The sequence below is a fragment of the Corynebacterium sp. 122RC1 genome (genome assembly GCF_024580955.1).
GTDB lineage: Bacteria > Actinomycetota > Actinomycetes > Mycobacteriales > Mycobacteriaceae > Corynebacterium > Corynebacterium kozikiae.
The window spans coordinates 48,783-69,210 of the sequence record NZ_JANIKD010000003.1 but is presented as its reverse complement, the minus strand read 5'-3'; the positions used below and the strand labels follow the sequence as shown (position 1 = coordinate 69,210).

At 60.3% G+C, this 20,428-nt stretch carries 17 protein-coding genes; 16 read left to right on the top strand and 1 reads right to left on the bottom strand.

Features of this window, described 5'->3' with window-relative positions:
- Positions 1–75 precede the first annotated feature (75 nt).
- From argS to thrB, 4 genes are all read left to right on the top strand, one after another.
- A complete protein-coding gene (gene argS, locus NQ050_RS02175) occupies positions 76–1,770 on the top strand; it encodes an arginine--tRNA ligase (protein ID WP_257037624.1) in 1,695 nt (564 codons plus the stop codon).
- Between the two features lie 118 nt (positions 1,771–1,888).
- The gene (lysA, locus tag NQ050_RS02170) at positions 1,889–3,220 is read left to right on the top strand and encodes a diaminopimelate decarboxylase (protein WP_257037623.1); all 1,332 of its coding nucleotides are present in this window, start codon (positions 1,889–1,891) and stop codon (positions 3,218–3,220) included.
- A 235-nt stretch (positions 3,221–3,455) separates the two neighbouring features.
- Positions 3,456–4,802, top strand: coding sequence for a homoserine dehydrogenase (locus NQ050_RS02165; RefSeq protein WP_257037622.1), 1,347 nt, complete (start codon positions 3,456–3,458; stop codon positions 4,800–4,802).
- A gap of 4 nt (positions 4,803–4,806) precedes the next feature.
- Positions 4,807–5,733, top strand: coding sequence for a homoserine kinase (thrB, locus tag NQ050_RS02160; protein WP_257037621.1), 927 nt, complete (start codon positions 4,807–4,809; stop codon positions 5,731–5,733).
- 77 nt (positions 5,734–5,810) lie between these two features.
- Here the strand turns inward: thrB and NQ050_RS02155 are convergent, their stop codons facing one another.
- On the bottom strand, positions 5,811–7,589 hold the full coding sequence (locus tag NQ050_RS02155; RefSeq protein WP_257037620.1) for a long-chain fatty-acid--CoA ligase: 1,779 nt from the start codon (positions 7,587–7,589) through the stop codon (positions 5,811–5,813).
- A 734-nt stretch (positions 7,590–8,323) separates the two neighbouring features.
- Here NQ050_RS02155 and rho point away from each other — a divergent pair.
- From rho to NQ050_RS02095, 12 genes are all read left to right on the top strand, one after another.
- Positions 8,324–10,288, top strand: coding sequence for a transcription termination factor Rho (gene rho, locus NQ050_RS02150; protein WP_257037619.1), 1,965 nt, complete (start codon positions 8,324–8,326; stop codon positions 10,286–10,288).
- Positions 10,288–11,367, top strand: a complete 1,080-nt coding sequence (gene prfA / locus NQ050_RS02145) for a peptide chain release factor 1 (protein ID WP_257037618.1) — start codon at positions 10,288–10,290, stop codon at positions 11,365–11,367. Before rho ends, prfA begins: the two co-directional genes overlap by 1 nt.
- Positions 11,368–11,382: 15 nt before the next feature.
- Entirely contained in the window at positions 11,383–12,261 is an 879-nt protein-coding gene (prmC, locus tag NQ050_RS02140) for a peptide chain release factor N(5)-glutamine methyltransferase (protein ID WP_257037617.1), read from the top strand.
- Complete coding sequence (locus NQ050_RS02135) at positions 12,258–12,908, top strand: L-threonylcarbamoyladenylate synthase (protein WP_257037616.1); 651 nt, start codon at positions 12,258–12,260, stop codon at positions 12,906–12,908. The genes prmC and NQ050_RS02135 overlap by 4 nt, the downstream gene beginning before the upstream one ends.
- On the top strand, positions 12,909–14,054 hold the full coding sequence (locus NQ050_RS02130) for an MraY family glycosyltransferase (protein ID WP_257037615.1): 1,146 nt from the start codon (positions 12,909–12,911) through the stop codon (positions 14,052–14,054).
- 113 nt (positions 14,055–14,167) lie between these two features.
- Positions 14,168–14,596 (top strand): hypothetical protein, encoded by a 429-nt coding sequence (locus NQ050_RS02125; RefSeq protein WP_257037748.1) that lies wholly within the window; start codon positions 14,168–14,170, stop codon positions 14,594–14,596.
- Positions 14,597–15,121: 525 nt separating this feature from the next.
- Positions 15,122–15,907 (top strand): F0F1 ATP synthase subunit A, encoded by a 786-nt coding sequence (gene atpB, locus NQ050_RS02120; protein WP_257037614.1) that lies wholly within the window; start codon positions 15,122–15,124, stop codon positions 15,905–15,907.
- 118 nt (positions 15,908–16,025) lie between these two features.
- Positions 16,026–16,265, top strand: coding sequence for an ATP synthase F0 subunit C (locus NQ050_RS02115; RefSeq protein WP_257037613.1), 240 nt, complete (start codon positions 16,026–16,028; stop codon positions 16,263–16,265).
- Positions 16,266–16,298: 33 nt separating this feature from the next.
- Positions 16,299–16,871 carry a F0F1 ATP synthase subunit B gene (locus tag NQ050_RS02110; RefSeq protein ID WP_257037612.1) on the top strand — a complete coding sequence of 191 codons (573 nt, stop codon included), beginning with the start codon at positions 16,299–16,301 and terminating at the stop codon, positions 16,869–16,871.
- 5 nt (positions 16,872–16,876) lie between these two features.
- Entirely contained in the window at positions 16,877–17,698 is an 822-nt protein-coding gene (locus tag NQ050_RS02105; RefSeq protein WP_257037611.1) for a F0F1 ATP synthase subunit delta, read from the top strand.
- Between the two features lie 57 nt (positions 17,699–17,755).
- On the top strand, positions 17,756–19,384 hold the full coding sequence (gene atpA / locus NQ050_RS02100; protein ID WP_257037610.1) for a F0F1 ATP synthase subunit alpha: 1,629 nt from the start codon (positions 17,756–17,758) through the stop codon (positions 19,382–19,384).
- Positions 19,385–19,450: 66 nt separating this feature from the next.
- Positions 19,451–20,428, top strand: a complete 978-nt coding sequence (locus NQ050_RS02095; protein ID WP_257037609.1) for a F0F1 ATP synthase subunit gamma — start codon at positions 19,451–19,453, stop codon at positions 20,426–20,428.

Sequence of the window (20,428 nt, the reverse complement as noted above, 5' to 3'; positions counted from 1 at the left end):
AACTGGCACGACTGTGTTGGCTTGAGGTTGGCTTGAGTCAACTGGGTTTGAGCCTGTGGGCTAAACTAGCTCCTTATGACCCCAGCAGATCTTTCTCAACTCATTTCCACGTCTGCCGCGCAGGTGTTTGCTGCCCGCGGCTTGGATGTCGCCGCGCTGCCGGAGACGGTTGTGGTGGAGCGTCCGCGCAACCCTGAGCACGGCGATTACGCCACGAACATTGCCCTCCAGGTTGCAAAAAAGGTGGGGATGAATCCGCGAGAGTTGGCTCAGCTTTTGGCTGATGAGCTGGCGCAGCGCGAGGAGATTGAATCCGCTGAAATTGCGGGTCCTGGTTTTTTGAACATTCGCCTGGCTGCCGCGGCGCAGGGTGAAATCGTGGCCAAGGTGCTGGAAGCAGGGAGCAACTATGGTCACTCCACTGATTTGAGTGGGGAAGTGATAAACCTCGAGTTCGTCTCTGCCAACCCAACCGGCCCCATCCACCTTGGTGGTACCCGCTGGGCCGCGGTGGGCGACTCACTTGGCCGCGTGTTGGAAGCACAAGGCGCGAAGGTGACCCGTGAGTACTACTTCAATGACCACGGCCGGCAGATTGACCGCTACACCAACTCCTTGATCGCCGCAGCGCAGGGTGAGCCTACTCCCGAAGACGGCTATGGCGGTGCCTACATCCAGGACATCGCGCAGCAGGTACTTGCCGCAAATCCAGGTGTGCTGGACCTGCCCGAGGATGAGAAGGCTGAGGCGTTCCGCGCCACCGGAGTGCAGATCATTTTCGATCACATCAAGACCACCCTGCATGAGTTCGGCGTGGACTTTGACGTGTATTTCCACGAAAACTCCCTGTTCGAGTCCGGGGCAGTGGAATCGGCCGTGAACAAGCTGAAAGAAAATGGAAACCTTTACGAATCTGAGGGTGCCTGGTGGTTGCGTTCCTCCAACTACGGGGATGACAAAGACCGCGTGGTAATCAAGTCTGACGGCGATGCCGCGTACATTGCCGGTGACATTGCGTATGTGGCGAACAAGTTCGACCGGGGCCACACCCTGGCCATTTACATGCTGGGCGCAGACCACCACGGCTACATTTCACGCCTGCGGGCGGCAGCAGCAGCGATGGGCTATGACCCCTCCCGCGTGGAGGTGCTCATTGGCCAAATGGTGAACCTGGTCCGCGACGGCAAGGCAGTGAGGATGTCCAAGCGTGCCGGCACCGTGATCACCCTGGATGACCTGGTGGAGGCTATCGGCGTGGACGGCGCTCGCTATGCGTTGGTGCGTTCCTCCGTGGACTCTTCCCTGGACATTGATTTGGCGCTGTGGGAATCCCAGAGCTCGGATAACCCGGTGTACTACGTGCAATACGGCCACGCTCGGCTGTGCTCCATTGCGCGTAAGGCGGCTGAGCTTGGCTTGGGCGTAGAAAACTCCGATGCCGGTGCCGGCGCCGGTGCTGCCGCCGGGGCGGAACTTGACCTCAGTCTGCTCGTGCACGAGCGTGAGGGCGATCTGATCCGCACCCTCGGCGAGTTCCCGGCCGTGGTGAAGGGCGCTGCTGATCTGCGCGAACCTCACCGCGTTGCCCGCTACGCTGAGGAGCTGGCTGGTACCTTCCACCGCTTTTACGATTCCTGCCAGATCCTGCCAAAGCAGGGCGAGCAGGCTGAGCCAATCCACACCGCCCGTTTGGCGCTTGCAGCCGCAACCCGCCAGGTGCTGGCAAATGCCCTGGGCTTGGTCGGTGTGAGCGCTCCTGAGCGTATGTAATGAAACGCCCCCAAGCAGCCGCGCCTTCTAAAGCCTTGGACCTTGGGGGCGTGGTTCAGCCAAATTCCAACCGCAACTCCATTCCGCGCCCACTGATCAAGGGAGAGCCCGCACCACTATGACTGACTTCAACACCATCCCCGCGCACGTGTGGCCCATTGGCGCGCAGCGAGTGGAAGGGCAGGTGCAGATTGGCGGCGTGGGGCTCGCTGATCTGGCCGCCGAGTACGGAACCCCGCTGTTTGTGGTGGACGAGGATGATTTCCGAAGCCGCTGCAGGGCGATGGCGCGAGCCTTTGGCGGCGCGGAGAACGTGCACTACGCCTCCAAAGCGTTCTTGAGTATGCGGATTGCCAAGTGGGTGGAAGAAGAGGGGCTGAACTTGGACGTTGCTTCGCTCGGCGAGCTACAGGTGGCCCTACGAGCGGGGTTCCCTGCTCAGCGCATCACCGCGCACGGAAACAACAAGGAAGAGGACTTCCTGCGCACCATCGTTGCCGAGGGCGTGGGCCATGTGGTGCTGGATTCCCACACTGAACTGCACCGTTTGGCGCAGGTGGCGCAGGAACTGGGCAAGGAGCAGGAGGTGCTGGTCCGCGTGAAGCCTGGCATCGAGGCCCACACCCATGAATTCATTGCCACCAGCCACGAGGATCAAAAGTTTGGCTTCTCCTTGACGTCTGGCTCTGCCTACGCGGCGGCCAAGGCGGCCATCGAATTGCCAGGATTGAAGCTGGTTGGCCTGCACTGCCACGTGGGTTCGCAGGTCTTTGATGCGGAAGGCTTCAAGTTGGCGGCGCAACGCGTGCTGGGGCTGCAACGAGAAATCCATTACTCACTAGGCGTGGACCTGGAGCTGCTGGACCTCGGTGGTGGCTACGGAATTGCTTACACCGAGGACGAGCAACCTTTGGACGTGGATGCAGTAGCTCAGGACTTGCTGAAGGCAGTGTGCACGGAAGCGGAGGAGCTCGGTGTGGCGCCGCCGCGGGTGTTGGTGGAGCCTGGGCGGGCCATCGCTGGGCCTTCTACCGTGACGGTGTATACCGTGGGCACCGTGAAAGACGTGCACATCAGCGACACCGAAACACGCCGCTACCTGGCCGTGGATGGGGGGATGAGTGACAACATCCGCCCAGCGCTGTACGGGGCGCAGTACGACGTTCGCGCTGTGGGACGGACTGTAGAGGGAGAATCTGTGCCAACGCGGATCGTCGGTTCGCACTGCGAAAGCGGCGACATCCTGATCAACGATGCCGACCTTCCTCAGGACCTCGTGGAAGGGGACCTGGTGGCTCTGGCTGCGACGGGCGCCTATTGCTACGCCATGAGCAGCAATTACAACATGATGACTAAACCTGCGGTGGTGAGCGTGCGCGGCGGGAAGGCGGAACTCATGCTGCGCAGGCAGACCGTTGAGGACTTGATTGCGCTTGAGGCTTGCAATTGAGAAATTGAGGCCGCATCCCCCGCATAATTCGCGGTTTTCGCTGCATGCAGTACACTCTTAATTTCATAACCCGCAGCGCAAATTTTGTGTTAGCCGCGGGTGCATGCACCATATTTGTTGTTTCACCGTTGTTGAAATCCAGTTGAAAACCCCCGTTCAACAATGCGTCCCCTCACTGCGAATGGTTTTCCCTTGCGCAGCGCGGGGAGGCAGTTAACTCGAATGAAGGATCACCATGACTGCTACTTCTGCTCCCAATAGTGCCGCCACAGGCGCCGTTTCCACCTCCCAGGTTGGTATTGCGATTCTTGGCTACGGCACCGTGGGTTCGCAGGTGTTGCGCCTCATGCATGAAAACGCTGATGCATTCTTCCACCGCATCGGCGCCGAGGTAGCAGTGCGCGGCGTGGCGGTTTCCAATGTGGAAAAGCACAAGGGGTCCCTGGCTGATGAGCTGGGCCTGCTCACCGATGACGCCCGCGCACTGATCGCGCGTTCCGACGTTGACCTGGTGGTGGAAGTCATCGGTGGCATTGATTACCCCCGTGAGCTGGTTCTGGGCGCACTGCGAGGTGGCAAGTCCGTGGTCACCGCAAACAAGGCTCTGGTTGCGGCACACTCCGAGGAGCTGGCACAGGCAGCGGAAGAGTCCGGTGTGGACCTCTACTTCGAGGCTGCTGTTGCGGCCGCTATTCCTGTGGTTGGCCCGCTGCGCCGTTCTCTGGCTGGTGACCAGGTGCAGTCCGTAGCAGGCATCGTGAACGGCACCACCAACTTCATCCTGGACGCCATGGATTCCACCGGCGCTTCCTACGATGACATGCTCGCAGAGGCAACGCGCCTGGGCTACGCGGAGGCAGACCCAACCGCTGACGTTGAGGGCCACGATGCGGCGTCGAAAGCCGCCATCTTGGCATCCTTGGCCTTCCACACCCGCGTGACCGCGGATGATGTGTTCTGCGAGGGCATCACCAAAATCACCGCTGATGACATCGAGGCTGCGAAGTCCGCAGGGTACACCATCAAGCTGCTGGCCATTTGTGAGCGCCTCAAGGATGCCGATGGCAATGAGTTCGTCTCCGCCCGCGTCCACCCAACCTTGGTCCCCCGCGAGCACCCTTTGGCGAGCGTGTCCAAGTCCTTCAACGCAGTGTTCGTGGAGGCAGAGGCCGCTGGCCGCCTGATGTTCTACGGCAACGGTGCAGGTGGTAACCCAACCGCATCGGCTGTACTTGGTGACATCGTGGGTGCAGCACGCAACAAGGTCACCGGTGGCCGTGCGCCAGGGGAGTCCACTTACGCGAACCTGCCAATCGCGAGCTTCGGCGACGTTCCAACCCGCTACCACATTGACCTGGAGATCGAAGACCGTGTGGGCGTGCTCGCCGAGCTGGCAAAAACCTTTGCTGAGCACGGCGTTTCCCTGCGCACCCTGCGTCAAGAGGAGAAGAACGGCGGCGCGCGCCTGATCGTGGTCACCCACACCGCCACAGAGCGCGAGTTGGCGCAGACTGTGGAGGTTATCGCCAAGGCTGACTATGTGAAGCACGTCAATTCCGTTATCCGTTTGGTAAGCGAGTAGACCGATGGCCGTTGAGCTTTCTGTAGGCAAAAAAGTTTCCGTGACCGTCCCGGGTTCCAGCGCGAACCTTGGCCCCGGTTTTGACACGCTCGGCCTTGCCGTGGGCATTTATGACACGGTTGAGGTGGAAGTCATCGCCTCTGGCCTTGAGGTGGAGGTCTTCGGTGAGGGCCAGGGCGAGCTGCCTCTGGATGGTTCGCACTTGGTTGTGAAGGCAATCCGCTCAGGTTTGGCGGCTGCCGACGTCCACGCGCCAGGGCTGCGCGTGGTCTGCCACAACAACATTCCTCAGTCCCGCGGCCTCGGGTCTTCCGCCGCGGCGGCGGTAGCTGGCGTGGCTGCGGCGAATGGGCTCGCCGGGTTCCCACTGAGTGACGCCCAGGTGGTGCAGCTTTCTTCCGCTTTTGAAGGCCACCCGGACAACGCTGGCGCCTCTGTGCTTGGCGGCGCGGTGGTTTCCTGGACTGAGGTGCCAGTGGATGGCCGCACCGAACCGCAGTTCAAGGCGGTGAACATCCCGGTTCACTCGGACATCAAGGCGTTAGCGCTTGTACCTTCTTTCCACGTTTCCACAGAGGCGGTGCGTCGCGTGCTGCCTACTGACATCACGCACCTGGATGCCCGCTTCAATGTGTCCCGCTGCGCGGTGATGACCGTAGCGTTGCAGCAAGACCCTTCGCTGTTGTGGGAGGGCACCCGCGATCGCCTCCACCAGCCGTACCGCGCAGACGTGATGCCCGTGACCGCCGAGTGGGTGAACCGCCTGCGCAACCGCGGGTACGCCGCCTACCTTTCCGGCGCAGGCCCAACCATCATGGTGCTTGGCACGGAAGACGTGGCCCAGAGTCTGCTGGACGAAGCACGCGAGCAAGGCATTCGGGTGCTCCCGCTTGAGGTAGCCGGCCCCGTTGAGGTGAAGGTGCTCAAGTAAGCCCGCCTCAAGGGAAGCGAGCTACACGGAACCCCACCAGCCATCGTTGCTGGTGGGGTTCCGTTCTTGTGGTGGGCTTAGTCTTCTGTTGCCTCCACAGCCTCCACAGCCTCCGCAGCCCCCGCTCTGGGGGCGCCTTCCTGCGACCCCGGGCCCTGCAGCGCGATGATGGTGAAATCGCCGTCGGCAAGGTGGGTGCGTAGATCAATTTTGTCGAACTTGCCCACTGAGGTCTTGTCAATGGAATCCACAAAAGTCCAGTACTCGGGCAGCATCCAGGCGGGGAAAGCGCTGCGGAGTTTGTCCCTCAGCGCCTCGGCCGTGGCGGTGGATCGCTCAACGCCAGGGGAGAGCACGGTCACTGCCAGGGGGCGTTCTACCCATTTCTTGTCTGGGTAGCCAATCACCGCGGCCTCCACCACTTCACTTGCCGCCATGATGGCGTTTTCCAGCAGTGTGGAGTAGATCCATTCGCCGCCGGAACGGATAACGTCGCGCGCGCGGTCATGGATGGTGAGGAAGCCGTCGCTGGTCACGGATCCTACATCGCCGGTGCGCAGCCAGCCGTCGGGGGTGAACTGATCCGGGGCGTCATCCACCTGTTTGGCGCGGAACTCAGCGGCGCTGCCGCCCGGTTCCTCGGAGTGAGAGTGGTAGTACTGACCGGTCACCCAGTTGCCGCGCACCTGGATCTCACCCTGGTTCCTGTCTGTGGAACTCACAATTTCGCCGTCGTTAACCACGCGGTATTCCAGTGAGGCAGGGAAGCGGCCCTGGGATTCGCGGTAGCGTTGGCGCGCCTCACCGGACACACCCGAGGGTGGCCGGGCCACGGTACCAATGGAAAGCGTTTCCGTCATACCCCACACATGCACCACGTCTACACCGTAGCGCTGCTCCCACAGGCTAATGAGCACCGGCGGCACGGCAGAGCCGCCCACATAGATTTCTTGCAGACTCATGCGCTCAGGGGGAGTCCGCATATAATGCACCATCAACTGAATCCAGAGCGTGGGCACACCATTAGCGACGCGCGGCAGCGCCGTAGCAATAATCTCAGCCAGGCGCGGTGCGGAGACATTCGCCCCGGGGAACACCAATGGGGTGCCAGACATGAACGCTGCGAGCGGCACACACCAGCTCAGGATGTGGTAAATCGGCACACAGCACAGAAAAGACTGTCCGTGCGCCACGGCCAAGGAGTCCGTGGTGCGCAGGTTCATGCATTGCAAGTACAGAGCCCGGTGTGAATACACCACGCCCTTCGGTGCGCCGGTGGTGCCCGTGGAATAACAAATCACCGCCGCAGTGTGCTCCTCCTGCACCGGCCAGCGAAATACGGTGGAGCGGGCGTCCAGCAGCTCCTCGTAGCGGTGACATTCGATGTGCCCTGGGATGTACTGCGCGGCGTCGGCAAGTGGCTGCGTGCCAATGAACACTACCGCCCGGACCGTGGGGCAGCCCTGCGCCAGGATGCCGCCGAGCTGTTTGGCCAGGCGCGGGTCGGCGATGATGACCTCATCCTCGGCGTGGTTGATGATGTGCAGGATCTGGTCATCCATGAGCTGCTTGTTCAGCGGGTTGAACACTGCTCCCATGCAGGCCACCGCGAACAGGGTTTCCAGGTGTTCGGCGCAGTTAAACATGAGTGAGGCAACACGTTGGTCCCCGGTGATGCCAAGTTCATCGCGCAACGCGTGTGCGAGGGCTGCGGCACGGGCGCCGATTTCCTGGAAGGTGGTCTCGTGAGGAACCTCACCGTCAAACGTTTTCACCTTTGTTTCCGCGTGCACGGTAGAGCCGTATTGGAGGATGCGGGAAATGTTTAATGGGAGATCCTGCATGGTTGAACGCATGCACACCACCTTAGTGCCAATCCAGTGAGTGCGGCATGGGCTTGCGGGCAAGGGGACAAGCGGGTTGGAGGAATTGATGTGGTGCAAAATGGGGCGCGTGTTGCAGCTCCCCGGACAACTTGCGCTACACTTGGCCCTAGACTTGAGCACAGACTAAAGGCCCACCCGTGGGTGCCAAGTTGCAAACAACGCAGCAAGCCTGAACAAGAAACTGCGTCAAGCACACTCTTTAAGAAGTGCTTTCCCTGCCCAACAAGGAGGGAAACGGGACCTCAACGCAACACAGCAACGCGCAATCACTGCGCAACGCCCTGTGGTGCTTCGGTGCCGGCAACGTCTTTGAAAAAAACATGCCAGAAATAGCTTTGAGCAGCATTGCCCGGCTCGCTGGGCCCCTCAGCAAAAACCTGAGGGTGACGTTCAAAGTGGCATCACGGTTAGTGTCAGTTCTTCGGTTGGGGTCTTCATTTGGGGGTTCCCGCAGAAGCATTGGCGCAGCACATCCACAGAAATCTTACTCGTGTACCAACTCTTCGCCTGCCCACCGCAAGGTGTGCATCGCGAGCCCTCGTTGGGAAGCGCTGGGAACCAACACCTTGCACAAGCAAGGGCGAACCAACGCTATGCCGCAGCATGTTCGACGGCGCCACAGGCCGCCACATGCATCACGACGGGTCCACAGGGCAATCGGCCCACACCAAACCGCGTGCACAGTAAACGATGAAAGGACACCTGTGTCTGATTCAGACAACGGCGCACAGCGCAACCTCGCTGCCCTGCGCCTGCCGGAACTGCGCAAGATCGCCGCTGAACTTGGCCTCAAAGGCACCTCCGGCCTGCGCAAAGGCGAACTGATCGCCGCAATCACCGGCGCACAAGGGGGAAGCGGCCAAGCATCCGCACAGACTTCCAAACCACGCCGCGCAACCAAGGCAAGCGCAGCAGCGCAGGCTTCCGAAGAGCAGCGCGCTCCAGAACACACCGCTGCGGTGGACAACGGCGAGCAAGCACAAGCTGAGCAGGAACCACGAGGCCGCCGCCGTCGTGCAACCCGCAGCGCAGCACCCCAGGAGCAGCCACAAGCTACCGACGCCACCAGCGCGGACACCGCTCAGGCAGCTCGTGCTGAAAGCGGCGCTGAGCCAGGCAGCGATAATTCCAGCGACAACTCCGGCGATAACTCCGGCGACAACGGCAGCGAGGAGGTGCGCTACGAATCTCGCTCCGCAGCGCGCCGGGCACGCCGGAACCGCGCCCGCCGTGAGCAGCGCGGACAGCGAGATACCGCAGCACCGCAGGACAACGCCAAGGATCACGCTGACTCTGACGCCTCCAAGGATGCTGGCAACGGCGAGCGTGCCCAGGGGGAGCAGCAAGACGAGGGTAACACCGCTCAGAACAACCGCCGTAGCGACCGAAACGACCGCAGTGACCGCAGTGACCGGAACGATCGGAACGATCGCAACGGACGCAGGAACCGACGCAACCGCCGCGGCCGCGACCGCGATGGAGAGAACAACGAGGTCCGCGAGGATGACGTGCTGCAGCAGGTGGCCGGCATTTTGGACATCGTGGATAACAACGTGGCATTCGTGCGCACCTCCGGCTACCACCCAGGGCCCGCGGATGTGTACGTGAACAACCAAATGATCCGCCGCCTGGGCCTGCGCGCGGGTGACGCGATCGTAGGTCAGGTGCGCCTGGGCCACGAGCAAACCGCTGGCCGCGGCCGCAATCGCCAGAAGTACAACCCGCTGGTGCGCGTGGACTCAGTGAACGGCATGACCGTGGAGGAGGCGAAGGGTCGCCCAGACTTCTCCAAGCTCACCCCGCTGTACCCGAACCAGCGCCTGCGCCTGGAAACTGATCCGAAGATCCTCACTACCCGCGTGATTGACCTCATCATGCCGATTGGTAAGGGCCAGCGTGCGCTGATCGTCTCCCCGCCGAAGGCCGGTAAGACCACCATCCTGCAGAACATCGCGAACGCGATTGCCACCAACAACCCTGAGTGCTACCTCATGGTGGTGCTGGTGGATGAGCGCCCCGAAGAAGTGACGGACATGCAGCGCAGCGTGAAGGGTGAGGTCATCGCCTCTACCTTTGACCGCCCACCGAGCGAGCACACCGCCGTGGCCGAGCTCGCCATCGAGCGCGCCAAGCGCCTGGTGGAACAGGGGCAAGACGTGGTGGTCCTGTTGGACTCCATCACTCGCCTGGGCCGCGCGTACAACAACTCCAGCCCGGCGTCCGGCCGTATTCTCTCCGGTGGCGTGGACTCCAACGCCCTGTACCCGCCAAAGCGCTTCCTTGGAGCTGCCCGCAACATTGAAAATGGCGGCTCGCTCACGATCATTGCAACCGCGATGGTGGAGACTGGTTCCGCAGGTGACACCGTGATCTTCGAGGAGTTCAAGGGCACCGGCAACGCCGAGCTGAAGCTGGACCGCAAGATCTCCGAGCGCCGCGTGTTCCCAGCCGTTGATGTGAATCCTTCCGGTACGCGTAAAGACGAGCTGTTGCTTGCCCCTGAGGAGGCGCGCATTATGCACAAGCTGCGCCGCATCCTCTCCGCGCTGGATAACCAGCAGGCAATTGATTTGCTGATCAAGCAGCTCAAGAAGACCAAGAACAACGGTGAGTTCCTGATGCAGGTTGCCTCTTCCGCCCCAATGGCTGCTGACGCCGAGGAGGAATAATGGCGAACCAGGTTTCATTGGTTGATGACATCGTTGCGGAGTACCAGGGCATCGAAATGCAGATGTCCGATCCGGAGACGATGAATGACCAGGCGTTGTTCCGCAAGCTCTCAAAGCGCTATTCGGAGCTGCAGCCGATCATCAACGTGAACACCAAGCTGGTGCAAGCGCGTGAGGATCTGGCCGACGCCCGCGAAATGGCCCATGAGGACCACGAGTTCCAAGGGGAAGTAACCCGCCTGGAGGCAGAGGTGGTGCAGTACGAGGAGCAGCTCGCTGACCTGCTCGCGCCACGTGATCCACATGATGGCGACGACATCGTAATGGAAATCAAGTCCGGTGCAGGCGGCGAGGAAGCAGCCCTGTTTGCAGGCGAGCTCGCCCGCATGTACCAGCGCTATGCTGAAAAGAACGGTTTTACCACGGAAATCCTGGACCTCGCCGAGTCTGACTTGGGCGGTGTAAAGGACATGACCATGTCTATCCGCTCCAAGCAGCCCTCCCGAGACGGTGCGTGGAGCCAGTTCAAGTTCGAGGGCGGCGTGCACCGCGTGCAGCGCGTCCCCGTGACGGAATCGCAGGGACGAATCCAAACCTCCGCCGCCGGCGTGCTGGTCTACCCAGAGCCGGACGAGGTAGGCGAGGTGGAGATCGATGACAAGGACCTCCGCGTGGACGTGTACCGTTCCTCCGGCAAGGGTGGCCAGGGTGTGAACACCACGGACTCCGCAGTGCGTATTACGCACCTGCCCACGGGAATTGTGGTGACCTGCCAGAAGGAGCGTTCGCAGATCCAGAACAAGGCTCGCGCCATGCAAGTGCTTGCAGCTCGCCTGCAGGCCCTCGCCGAGGAGCAGGCCAACGCTGAGGCCGCAGAAGGGCGCGCCGCGCAGATCCGCACGATGGATCGCTCGGAGCGCATCCGCACCTACAACTGGCCGGAAAACCGGATCACCGACCACCGCATTGGCTACAAGGCGAACAACCTTGACTCGGTGCTGGGCGGCGACTTGGGTGATCTCTTCAGCGCCCTGCAGGCAGCCGAGCGCGCCGAGCGCCTTGAGGCAGAAGCCTCCTAACCGGGGATTTTGCCAGTGTTGCACGAGCAACTGCGCCAAGCAGAGGCCATCCTGGAAGTATCCGGGGTGGCCTCGCCGCGCGTCGACGCCATCGCGCTTGCCGCGCACCTTCTGGGCATCCCGGACAACCAGGTGGGCCTGCGCCGCCGCGAGCAGATGGATGCGGAGTTCACACGGCGCTACAAAGAGCTCGTAGAACGACGAGCCCAGCGCGTCCCCCTCCAACATCTGCTGGGCCGCGCATGGTTTGGTCCGCACGAGATGCAGGTGGGGGAGGGTGTGTTCATCCCTCGCCCCGAGACCGAGCTGCTGGCGCACTGGGCTGCCCAGCAGGCCTTCGACGGTGCGCTGGTGCTTGATGTCTGCACCGGCACTGGAGCCATCGCTGCGTACGTCGCCGGTGAACGTCGGAAAGCGAGCGTCTATGCCGTGGAGCTTTCCGAGGCAGCCGCGAGCTACGCTGAGCGAAACCTCGCGGGGAGGGCGACCCTGATTCGTGGGGACGCCCTGGACCTGGAAACCTATGGGGACCTGCTCGGGCGAGTGAACGTACTGGTGTGCAATCCGCCGTATGTGCCGGAGTCGCAGGACCTGCAGCCCGAGGTGTACCACGACCCCCACATGGCCGTGTTCTCCGGGCAAAGCGGCATGGACTTTCTTCAACAATGGGTGCCAATCGCCGCCGCGCTGCTGGTACCGGGTGGCGTAGTTGGTGTGGAACACGACGACTCCAGAGCCCAAGCAACCCGAGAGCTGTTTGCGGAATCTGGGCAATTTGACGATATTTCACATGTTCGCGACCTCGCCGGGCGCGAGCGATTTGTGATGGCGAGTAAGGTAAGTGCAGATAAAGCACAAACCAAGCCTTCAATCGATGATGGAGTGAAGCGTTGAGCAGGATTTATGACTGCGCGGATGCACAATCGCGCGAGGCCGGCATTTCGGCCGCTGTGGACGCAGTGGAGTCCGGGCGCCTTGTAGTGATGCCCACGGATACCCTGTACGGCCTGGGGTGCAATGCGTTTGATAACCGCGCGGTAGCCAAACTCTTGGAAACCAAGCGCCGTGGCCCAGACATGCCGGTGCCGGTGCTTGTGGGCAGTTGGGATACCGCCCGGGGGCTCGTGCACACCTTTGACACGCAGTTGCGCACGCTCATTGAAGCATTTTGGCCAGGTGGGCTTTCGCTCGTTGTGCCGCAGGCCCCAAGCCTGCCCTGGAACCTCGGCGATACTCGCGGCACTGTGATGCTGCGCATGCCGCTGCATCCCGTGGCGATCGAGCTGCTGCGCCGGACCGGCCCAATGGCTGTGTCCAGCGCCAACATCTCCGGGCAGACCCCACCGGCAACCGTGCATGCCGCCAAAGAACAGCTCGGCGAATCCGTAGCGATCTACCTCGACGGCGGGGAGTGTGCCCTTGGACTTGCCTCCACCATCGTGGACCTGTCCGGGCAGACCCCACGCATTCTCCGTGAAGGCGCGATCAGCGCTGAGCGGATTGCAGAGGTACTTGAGCTGGACGTAGAGGCCCTGCGATAGATGGGGGTGGCCGGCGTCCCGCTGCGCGAACTCGGGTTGGTGATCCTGGTAGCGGCAGCGCTTACCTTCATCACCACCGGCATTGTGCGCAGCATCATGGTGCGCTCTGGGCACATGGCGGAGATCCGCGAACGTGACGTCCACAAGCAACCCACCCCGCGAATCGGTGGCGTGGCAATGTTCTCCGGGGCGCTTTCCGCCATTTTCGTAGCGGACCAGTTTCCTGCCTTGACTCGTGGCTTCCAACCCGTGACGCCAGAGATGAACGCCGTGGTGTGGGGGGCGTTCGTGATTGTGCTGGTGGGCGTGATCGATGACCTCTATGAACTCGACGCAATCACCAAACTCACTGGCCAAGTGCTGGCCGGAGTGGTGATGAGCCTGCTCGGCATCAACTGGACGGTGCTCTATGTGCCCTTTGGTGGGGGAACCACCATCGTGTTGGACCAGGTGGCCTCTACCGTAATCACCGTGCTGTTCACCGTGACCTTGATCAATGCAATCAACTTTGTGGATGGCCTTGATGGCCTAGCTGCGGGCCTGGGCATGATCGCTGCGGGCGCGATTTTGGTGTTTTCACTGACCATCCTCCATGACCAGGGCGGCATGGTGTCTGCCTACCCACCGGCGATCATCGCCGCCGCAGTGGTGGGGATGTGCGCAGGCTTCCTGCCCCACAACTTCGAGCCCGCCAGGATCTTCATGGGCGATTCTGGTTCTATGCTCATCGGTCTCATGCTGGCTGCGGCCTCCACCTCCGCCAGCGGCAAGATTGACATGAGCCTCTACGGCACGGTGGACATTATTGCCCTGATGAGCCCCATGATCGTGGTCATCGCGGCGGTGTTTGTGCCGCTGCTCGACCTTGTGATGGCGGTTGTCCGCAGGGTCCGCCGTGGCCAGTCACCTTTTTCCGCGGACAAGATGCACCTGCACCACCGCCTCCTTTCCCTCGGACACACGCACCGCCGGGTGGTGCTGGTGCTCTATACCTGGGTGATGGTGGTGGCCTTCGGTGCAGTGAGCTACTCCGTTGTCCCACCTGCGGTGGCAACCACCGGTGTGGTCGTAGCTATTGCGGCCGCGGTAGGCATCACCTGGCGGCCCGTGCAGCGAGCGGCACGGGAAAGCCTAGAAAGCAATTAAATTCCAGCGATGTGTAGGATTGATCAACCGTGAGCACCAATGAGCAAGAAAACTCCCAAAACGCCCAAAATGTAGAAAATGTCCCGGTGACTCCCGCGCCAAAGGTCAGCGCAGTGGGGGAGAAAACGGGCGAGATTTCGCAATACGATGATCAGCGCCGCCCCCTTTTGCGGGCATTAAAGTTTGGCAGCGTTGCCCTTGTGGTGATCACTTTGATGAGTTTGTCTATCTGGGGAGCGCTGCGCGACCTCCCAGGAATTTGGGGCGTACTCATTGGTGCGGCGATCGGCGGTAGTTTCGTGTTGCTGACCGTGCTCAGCGTGCTCCTCACCGCGAATACTAGCGCTTCCACCACCGGCGCTGTGGTTCTGGGGAGCTGGCTGGTGAAGATCGTTGCGGTGATCATCGTGTTCTACTTCATCCGAGACATGACCTTCTACGATCCGATCGCCCTCTTTGTGACCGTGGTGCTCGCTCTGGTGGTTGTGCTCGCCTGCGAAGTCTATGGGGTTATCACCGCAAAGGTGACCTACGTGAGCTAGGGGGTTGCCGTCATTTGCTGTAGCCGCGCCAGCGTTGCTGGGCGCGGTTTTTGCATGTGTGCCTCAGGGGTTTAGCGCCCTGTTGGGGACCTGTTGGGACCGAGTAGTCAAGCTACACCCGAAAGGGGGAGGTACAACGGGAAGAATTACCCCCTTTCTCCCGCGGTGTGACTGAGCTTACAAAGTTGTATTTTCAGTGCTAAAGCATGTTGTTTGCGGTGGTGTGGATAAGGGGGGCAAAGGCGGCACCGAGCCCACATGAATTCCCCTTGTTTTGCCTGATAGTGTATTTCGCGGGTCACTTGGGAAAGGCTGCCCAAATCCAAAAAGTGCACCGGAGTGGGTGCAACCTTTGGTTGGGGAGTTCTTGCCCAAGGCAATTCCCCTGCGAGCGCCATGCTGATGTGCGACGGAATCCGTGGCGGCCGCAGAGAGTTTTTTAGACGTCCATCGCACCGCAGTCTTGGGAACCCAAGGTTTGCGGCCCGAACACGGGAGAGAACGCTGAGCGTTACAACACTGTCCATGAAGGGTGAGTTTCACGCACCCTCTCTGGAACACGAATTCTTCCCGGATGCCTTGTGGTTCGCCGACGTGGCGAACGGCTGGTTCACAATCGACCGTCTGATGTTCGTCCGTCTGTTGATGGCTGTAATTCTGGGCTTGTTCTTTGTCATCGCCATGCGCAACCCGAAGCTTGTGCCTTCAGGTGTGCAAAACGTTGCTGAGTACCTGCTGGATTTCGTCCGAATTCACATTGCAGAAGAGATTTTGGGCAAGAAGGAGGGACGTCGTTTCCTCCCCGTGCTGGCCACGATCTTCTTCATCGTCCTCGTGATGAATGTGCCTTCGGTGATTCCTTTCCTGAACATCTCGCCAAACGCACGCATTGGTATGCCTCTCGTGCTGGCGCTGTTCGGTTACATTGCCTTCATTTACGCAGGTTCGAAGCGCTACGGCTTCTTCAAGTATGTGAAGTCCTCCGTGGTGATTCCGAACCTGCCACCGTTGCTGCACATTCTGGTTGTGCCTCTGGAGATTCTCTCCACCTTCATCCTGCGTCCAGCAACACTGACGGTTCGTCTCATGGCCAACATGCTCGTTGGTCACATCATCCTGGTTCTGCTCTTCTCTGCTACCAACTTCTTCTTCTGGCAGATGAATGGTTGGACCGCACTGTCCGCGCTGACCATCGTGGCCGGCGTTGCGTTCACCCTCTTCGAGATGCTGGTGATTTTCCTGCAGGCATACATCTTCGCCCTGCTGGTTGCCGTGTATATCGAATTGTCGCTGCACGCAGATGAGCACTGACGAACACCGATGAACAACTGACCCCGCGCATCCCGCGGATCACAAGTCTCTACAACATTCATACTTTTAGCTCCTGGGAAAACATCCCAAGAGCACCAAGAAAGGGAACGACACTCTCATGAACGAAGTCATCCTGGCTCAGGAAGCTGCTGGCATTTCCGGCTCCATCGCAACCGTCGGCTACGGCCTCGCAACCATCGGCCCAGGCCTCGGCATCGGCATCCTCGTTGGTAAGGCTCTCGAGGGCATGGCACGTCAGCCTGAGATGGCCGGCCAGCTCCGCACCACCATGTTCCTCGGCATCGCATTCGTTGAGGCTCTCGCCCTCATCGGCCTCGCAGCAGGCTTCATCCTCTAATACATTCCAACAACTGACGAAAGCCTGAGATTCATGACGAACGTCATCAACTACCTGGCAGCAGGTGGCGCTGAGACTCTCCCTCTGGAGAGCCAGCCAAATGTGCTCCTGCCTGCCTCTTACGACATCGTCTGGTCGCTCGTCGTGCTCGTAGTTATTGGAATTCTCTTTTGGAAGTTCGTTCTTCCAAAGTTCCAGGAAGTCCTTTCCGAGCGTGAGGACCGGATCAAGGGCGGCATTGAACGCGCAGAGGTCGCACAGGCCGAAGCTAAGGCCGCGCTTGAGAAGTACAATGCTCAGCTCGCAGAAGCCCGCGCTGAAGCAGCAGAGATCCGCGAAGAAGCCCGTGCAAAGGGTAAGCAGATCGAAGCTGAGATGAAGGCAAAGGCTACCGAGGAGAGCAACCGCATCATCGAGTCCGGTGAGAAGCAACTGGCCGCCCAGCGTGAGCAGGTAGTGGCTGAGCTTCGCCGCGAGATGGGTCAGAACTCCATCAACCTTGCAGAGCGCCTCCTTGGTGAGCAGCTCTCCGAGAACGTCAAGCGTTCCGGCACGATTGATAAGTTCCTGGCGGATCTCGACACCGTGGCACCGGCAGGAAAGTAGGCACAATGCACGCAGCGAGCCGCAACGCACTGGACCAAGTGATTTCCCACCTCGACACAGCACTGTGGGAGGCAAAGGAAAACGCAGGTGCAGTGGCAGCGCAAACCGGCGCTGAGCTTTTCAAAGTGGTGGACACCCTGGACGGCGAGCGCGCACTGCGCATCGCAGTAGCGGACCCATCCTCCACCGCTGACAAGCGTGCAGGCTTGATTTCTGCTGTGTTTGGCGGAAAGGTTTCCCAGGCCACCCTGGAGGTGCTCAACACTGCAGCATCCCAGACTTGGTCGAACCCCCGTGAATTCCGCACCGGACTGGTGACCTTGGGTCGTCGTTCGCTGCTTCGCTTCGCGGAGGGCCAAGGGCAACTTGCACAGGTAGAAGACGAGCTTTTCCGCTTGTCTCGAATCCTCGAGAAGGAGCCAGCGCTCACGCTGCTCCTCGACGACCGCAGTGCCGACCGCAACAATAAGCGCGAACTCCTGGCCAAGGTGCTGTACGGCAAGGTCACCGCAGTGACCGAAGCCCTTGCACTTCAGGTGATTGGGCGCCCCGAGCACAACGCGATTGACGACATCAACAACCTCTCCAAAGAGGTTGCCGCACTTGCGAACCGCGATGTTGCACACGTTGTCTCTGCCGCACCGCTTACCAACGAGCAGAACCAAGCACTAGCACAGAAGCTAGAGCGTATTTATGGTCGCGAGATGAACATCCACTCTGAGGTTGATGCCAGCCTCCTCGGTGGACTTGTCATCCGAGTCGGCGACGAAGTTATCGACGGATCCACCTCGGGCAAACTCGAGCGACTCCGCGCAAACTTCGCCTAAGACACGACGAGAAACTGATTGAAATTGCTGGACCAAACTACCGAGAGCAGGAAGAACATGGCGGAGCTTACGATCTCCTCCGATGAGATCCGTAGCGCGATTACGAACTACACCTCGAGCTACTCCGCGGAGGCCTCCCGTGAGGAGGTCGGCGTGGTTATTTCCGCAGCAGATGGTATCGCCCAGGTTTCTGGCTTGCCATCCGTTATGGCGAATGAGCTCCTCGAGTTCCCAGGCGGCGTGATCGGCGTCGCACAGAACCTTGACACCGACCGCGTCGGCGTTGTGGTGCTGGGCAACTTTGAGACCTTGAAGGAAGGCGACGAAGTCAAGAGGACCGGAAACGTTCTCTCGATCCCAGTCGGCGACAAGTTCCTTGGGCGCGTTATCAACCCTTTGGGTCAGCCAATCGACGGCCTTGGCGCCATCGAAGCTGAGGAAGACCGCGTGCTGGAACTGCAGGCACCATCCGTGCTGCAGCGTCAGCCAGTGGAAGAGCCAATGCAGACCGGCATCAAGGCTATTGACGCAATGACCCCAATTGGTCGTGGTCAGCGTCAGTTGATCATTGGTGACCGCAAGACTGGTAAGACCGCAGTCTGCATTGACACCATCTTGAACCAGAAGGCCAACTGGGAGTCTGGTGACAAGACCAAGCAGGTTCGATGCATCTACGTTGCAGTGGGCCAAAAGGGTTCCACCATCGCAGCAGTGCGCAAGACCCTCGAAGAGCACGGCGCTCTGGAATACACCACCATCGTTGCAGCACCTGCATCCGATTCCGCAGGCTTCAAGTGGCTCGCACCTTTCACCGGTGCAGCACTCGGCCAGCACTGGATGTACCAGGGCAACCACGTTCTGGTGATCTACGATGATCTGACCAAGCAGGCAGAGGCCTACCGTGCAATCTCCCTGCTGCTGCGCCGCCCACCAGGCCGCGAGGCATACCCAGGTGACGTCTTCTACCTCCACTCCCGTCTGCTGGAGCGTGCTGCAAAGCTCTCCGACGACATGGGTGCAGGCTCGCTCACCGCTCTGCCAATCATCGAGACCAAGGCAAACGACGTTTCTGCCTTCATTCCTACCAACGTGATCTCGATTACCGACGGTCAGGTGTTCCTCGAGTCCGACCTGTTCAACAAGGGTGTCCGTCCAGCAATTAACGTTGGTGTGTCCGTCTCCCGTGTTGGTGGTGCCGCACAGACCAAGGGTATGAAGAAGGTTTCCGGCTCCCTGCGTCTGGACCTCGCTGCATACCGTGACCTCGAGGCGTTCGCTGCCTTCGCATCCGATCTGGACGCCGCATCTAAGGCTCAGCTCGAGCGCGGCGCTCGCCTGGTCGAGCTGCTGAAGCAGGCAGAGAACTCCCCTCAGCCAGTGGAAGAGCAGATCGTCAGCATCTGGCTCGCCGGCGAAGGTGCCTTCGACAACGTTCCCGTTGAAGACATCCGCCGCTTCGAGTCCGAGCTGCTCGATCACCTGCACTCCGCAGCTCCTGAGGTCTTTGAGCAGATCAACGGTGGTGCACAGCTCTCTGAAGAGTCCACCCAGACCCTGCTTTCTCAGACAGAGGCTTTCAAGAAGGGCTTCCAGACCACTGACGGTACGCCAGTGATCAACGAGCCTGAGGTGGAAGCACTTGCTGCTGATCAGGTGAAGAAGAACACCCTCACTGTCAAGAAGTAAGGCAGTAGGCCGCAAGGCCAACAGAAACCATGACCCATCAAGGAAAAGAAGGGAGGCGTTTGATCCATGGCTAATCTTCGTGAGCTTCGTGACCGCATCCGGTCAGTGAACTCCACCAAGAAGATCACCAAGGCCCAGGAGCTGATCGCAACTTCGCGTATCACCAAAGCTCAGGCCCGAGTGGAAGCTTCGGAACCGTACGCCACCGAGATTCACAACGTGATGGAACGTCTGGCGGCTGCGAGCTCCTTGGACCACCCAATGTTGCACAATCGCGAAGACGGCAAGCGCGCCGCTTTGCTTGTGGTAACAAGTGACCGCGGCATGTGCGGTGGTTACAACTACAACGTGTTCAAGAAGGCTGCTGAGCTCCAGAAGCTTCTGGAGAACAATGGCTATGAGGTTGTTCGTTACGTCACGGGTAACAAAGGCATTGGCTACTACCGCTTCCGCGGCGAAGAAGTTGCGGGTGCATGGAGTGGCTTTAGCCAGGATCCATCGTGGAAAGAGACCCACGATGTCCGTCGCCACCTGATTGACGGCTTCAGCGTAGGCTCCAACGGCACTGCAAAGTACCGCCAAGGCCTCAACACTGACGCAGAAAACGAGCTGCAGGGCTTTGACCAGGTACACGTTGTGTACACCGAGTTCGAGTCCATGCTCACGCAGACCCCACGGGCATTCCAGCTCCTGCCTATCGAGCCGGTCATCGAGACCGCTGAGATCAAGCAGGGCGACGGTATTCTCGATAACTCCGGTGAGCCAACTCCTGACGTGGAGTTCGAGCCGGATGCAGACACGCTGCTCGACGCGCTGCTTCCGCAGTACGTTTCCCGCAGCCTGTTCTCAATCTTCTTGGAAGCTGCTGCTTCCGAGTCCGCGTCTCGTAGGAACGCAATGAAGTCTGCAACTGACAACGCCACCGCGCTCGTGAAGGACCTTTCACGCGTTGCAAACCAGGCACGTCAGGCTCAGATCACACAGGAAATCACAGAGATCGTCGGTGGCGCTGGCGCGCTCGCCGAAAGCGGAGAAAGTGACTAG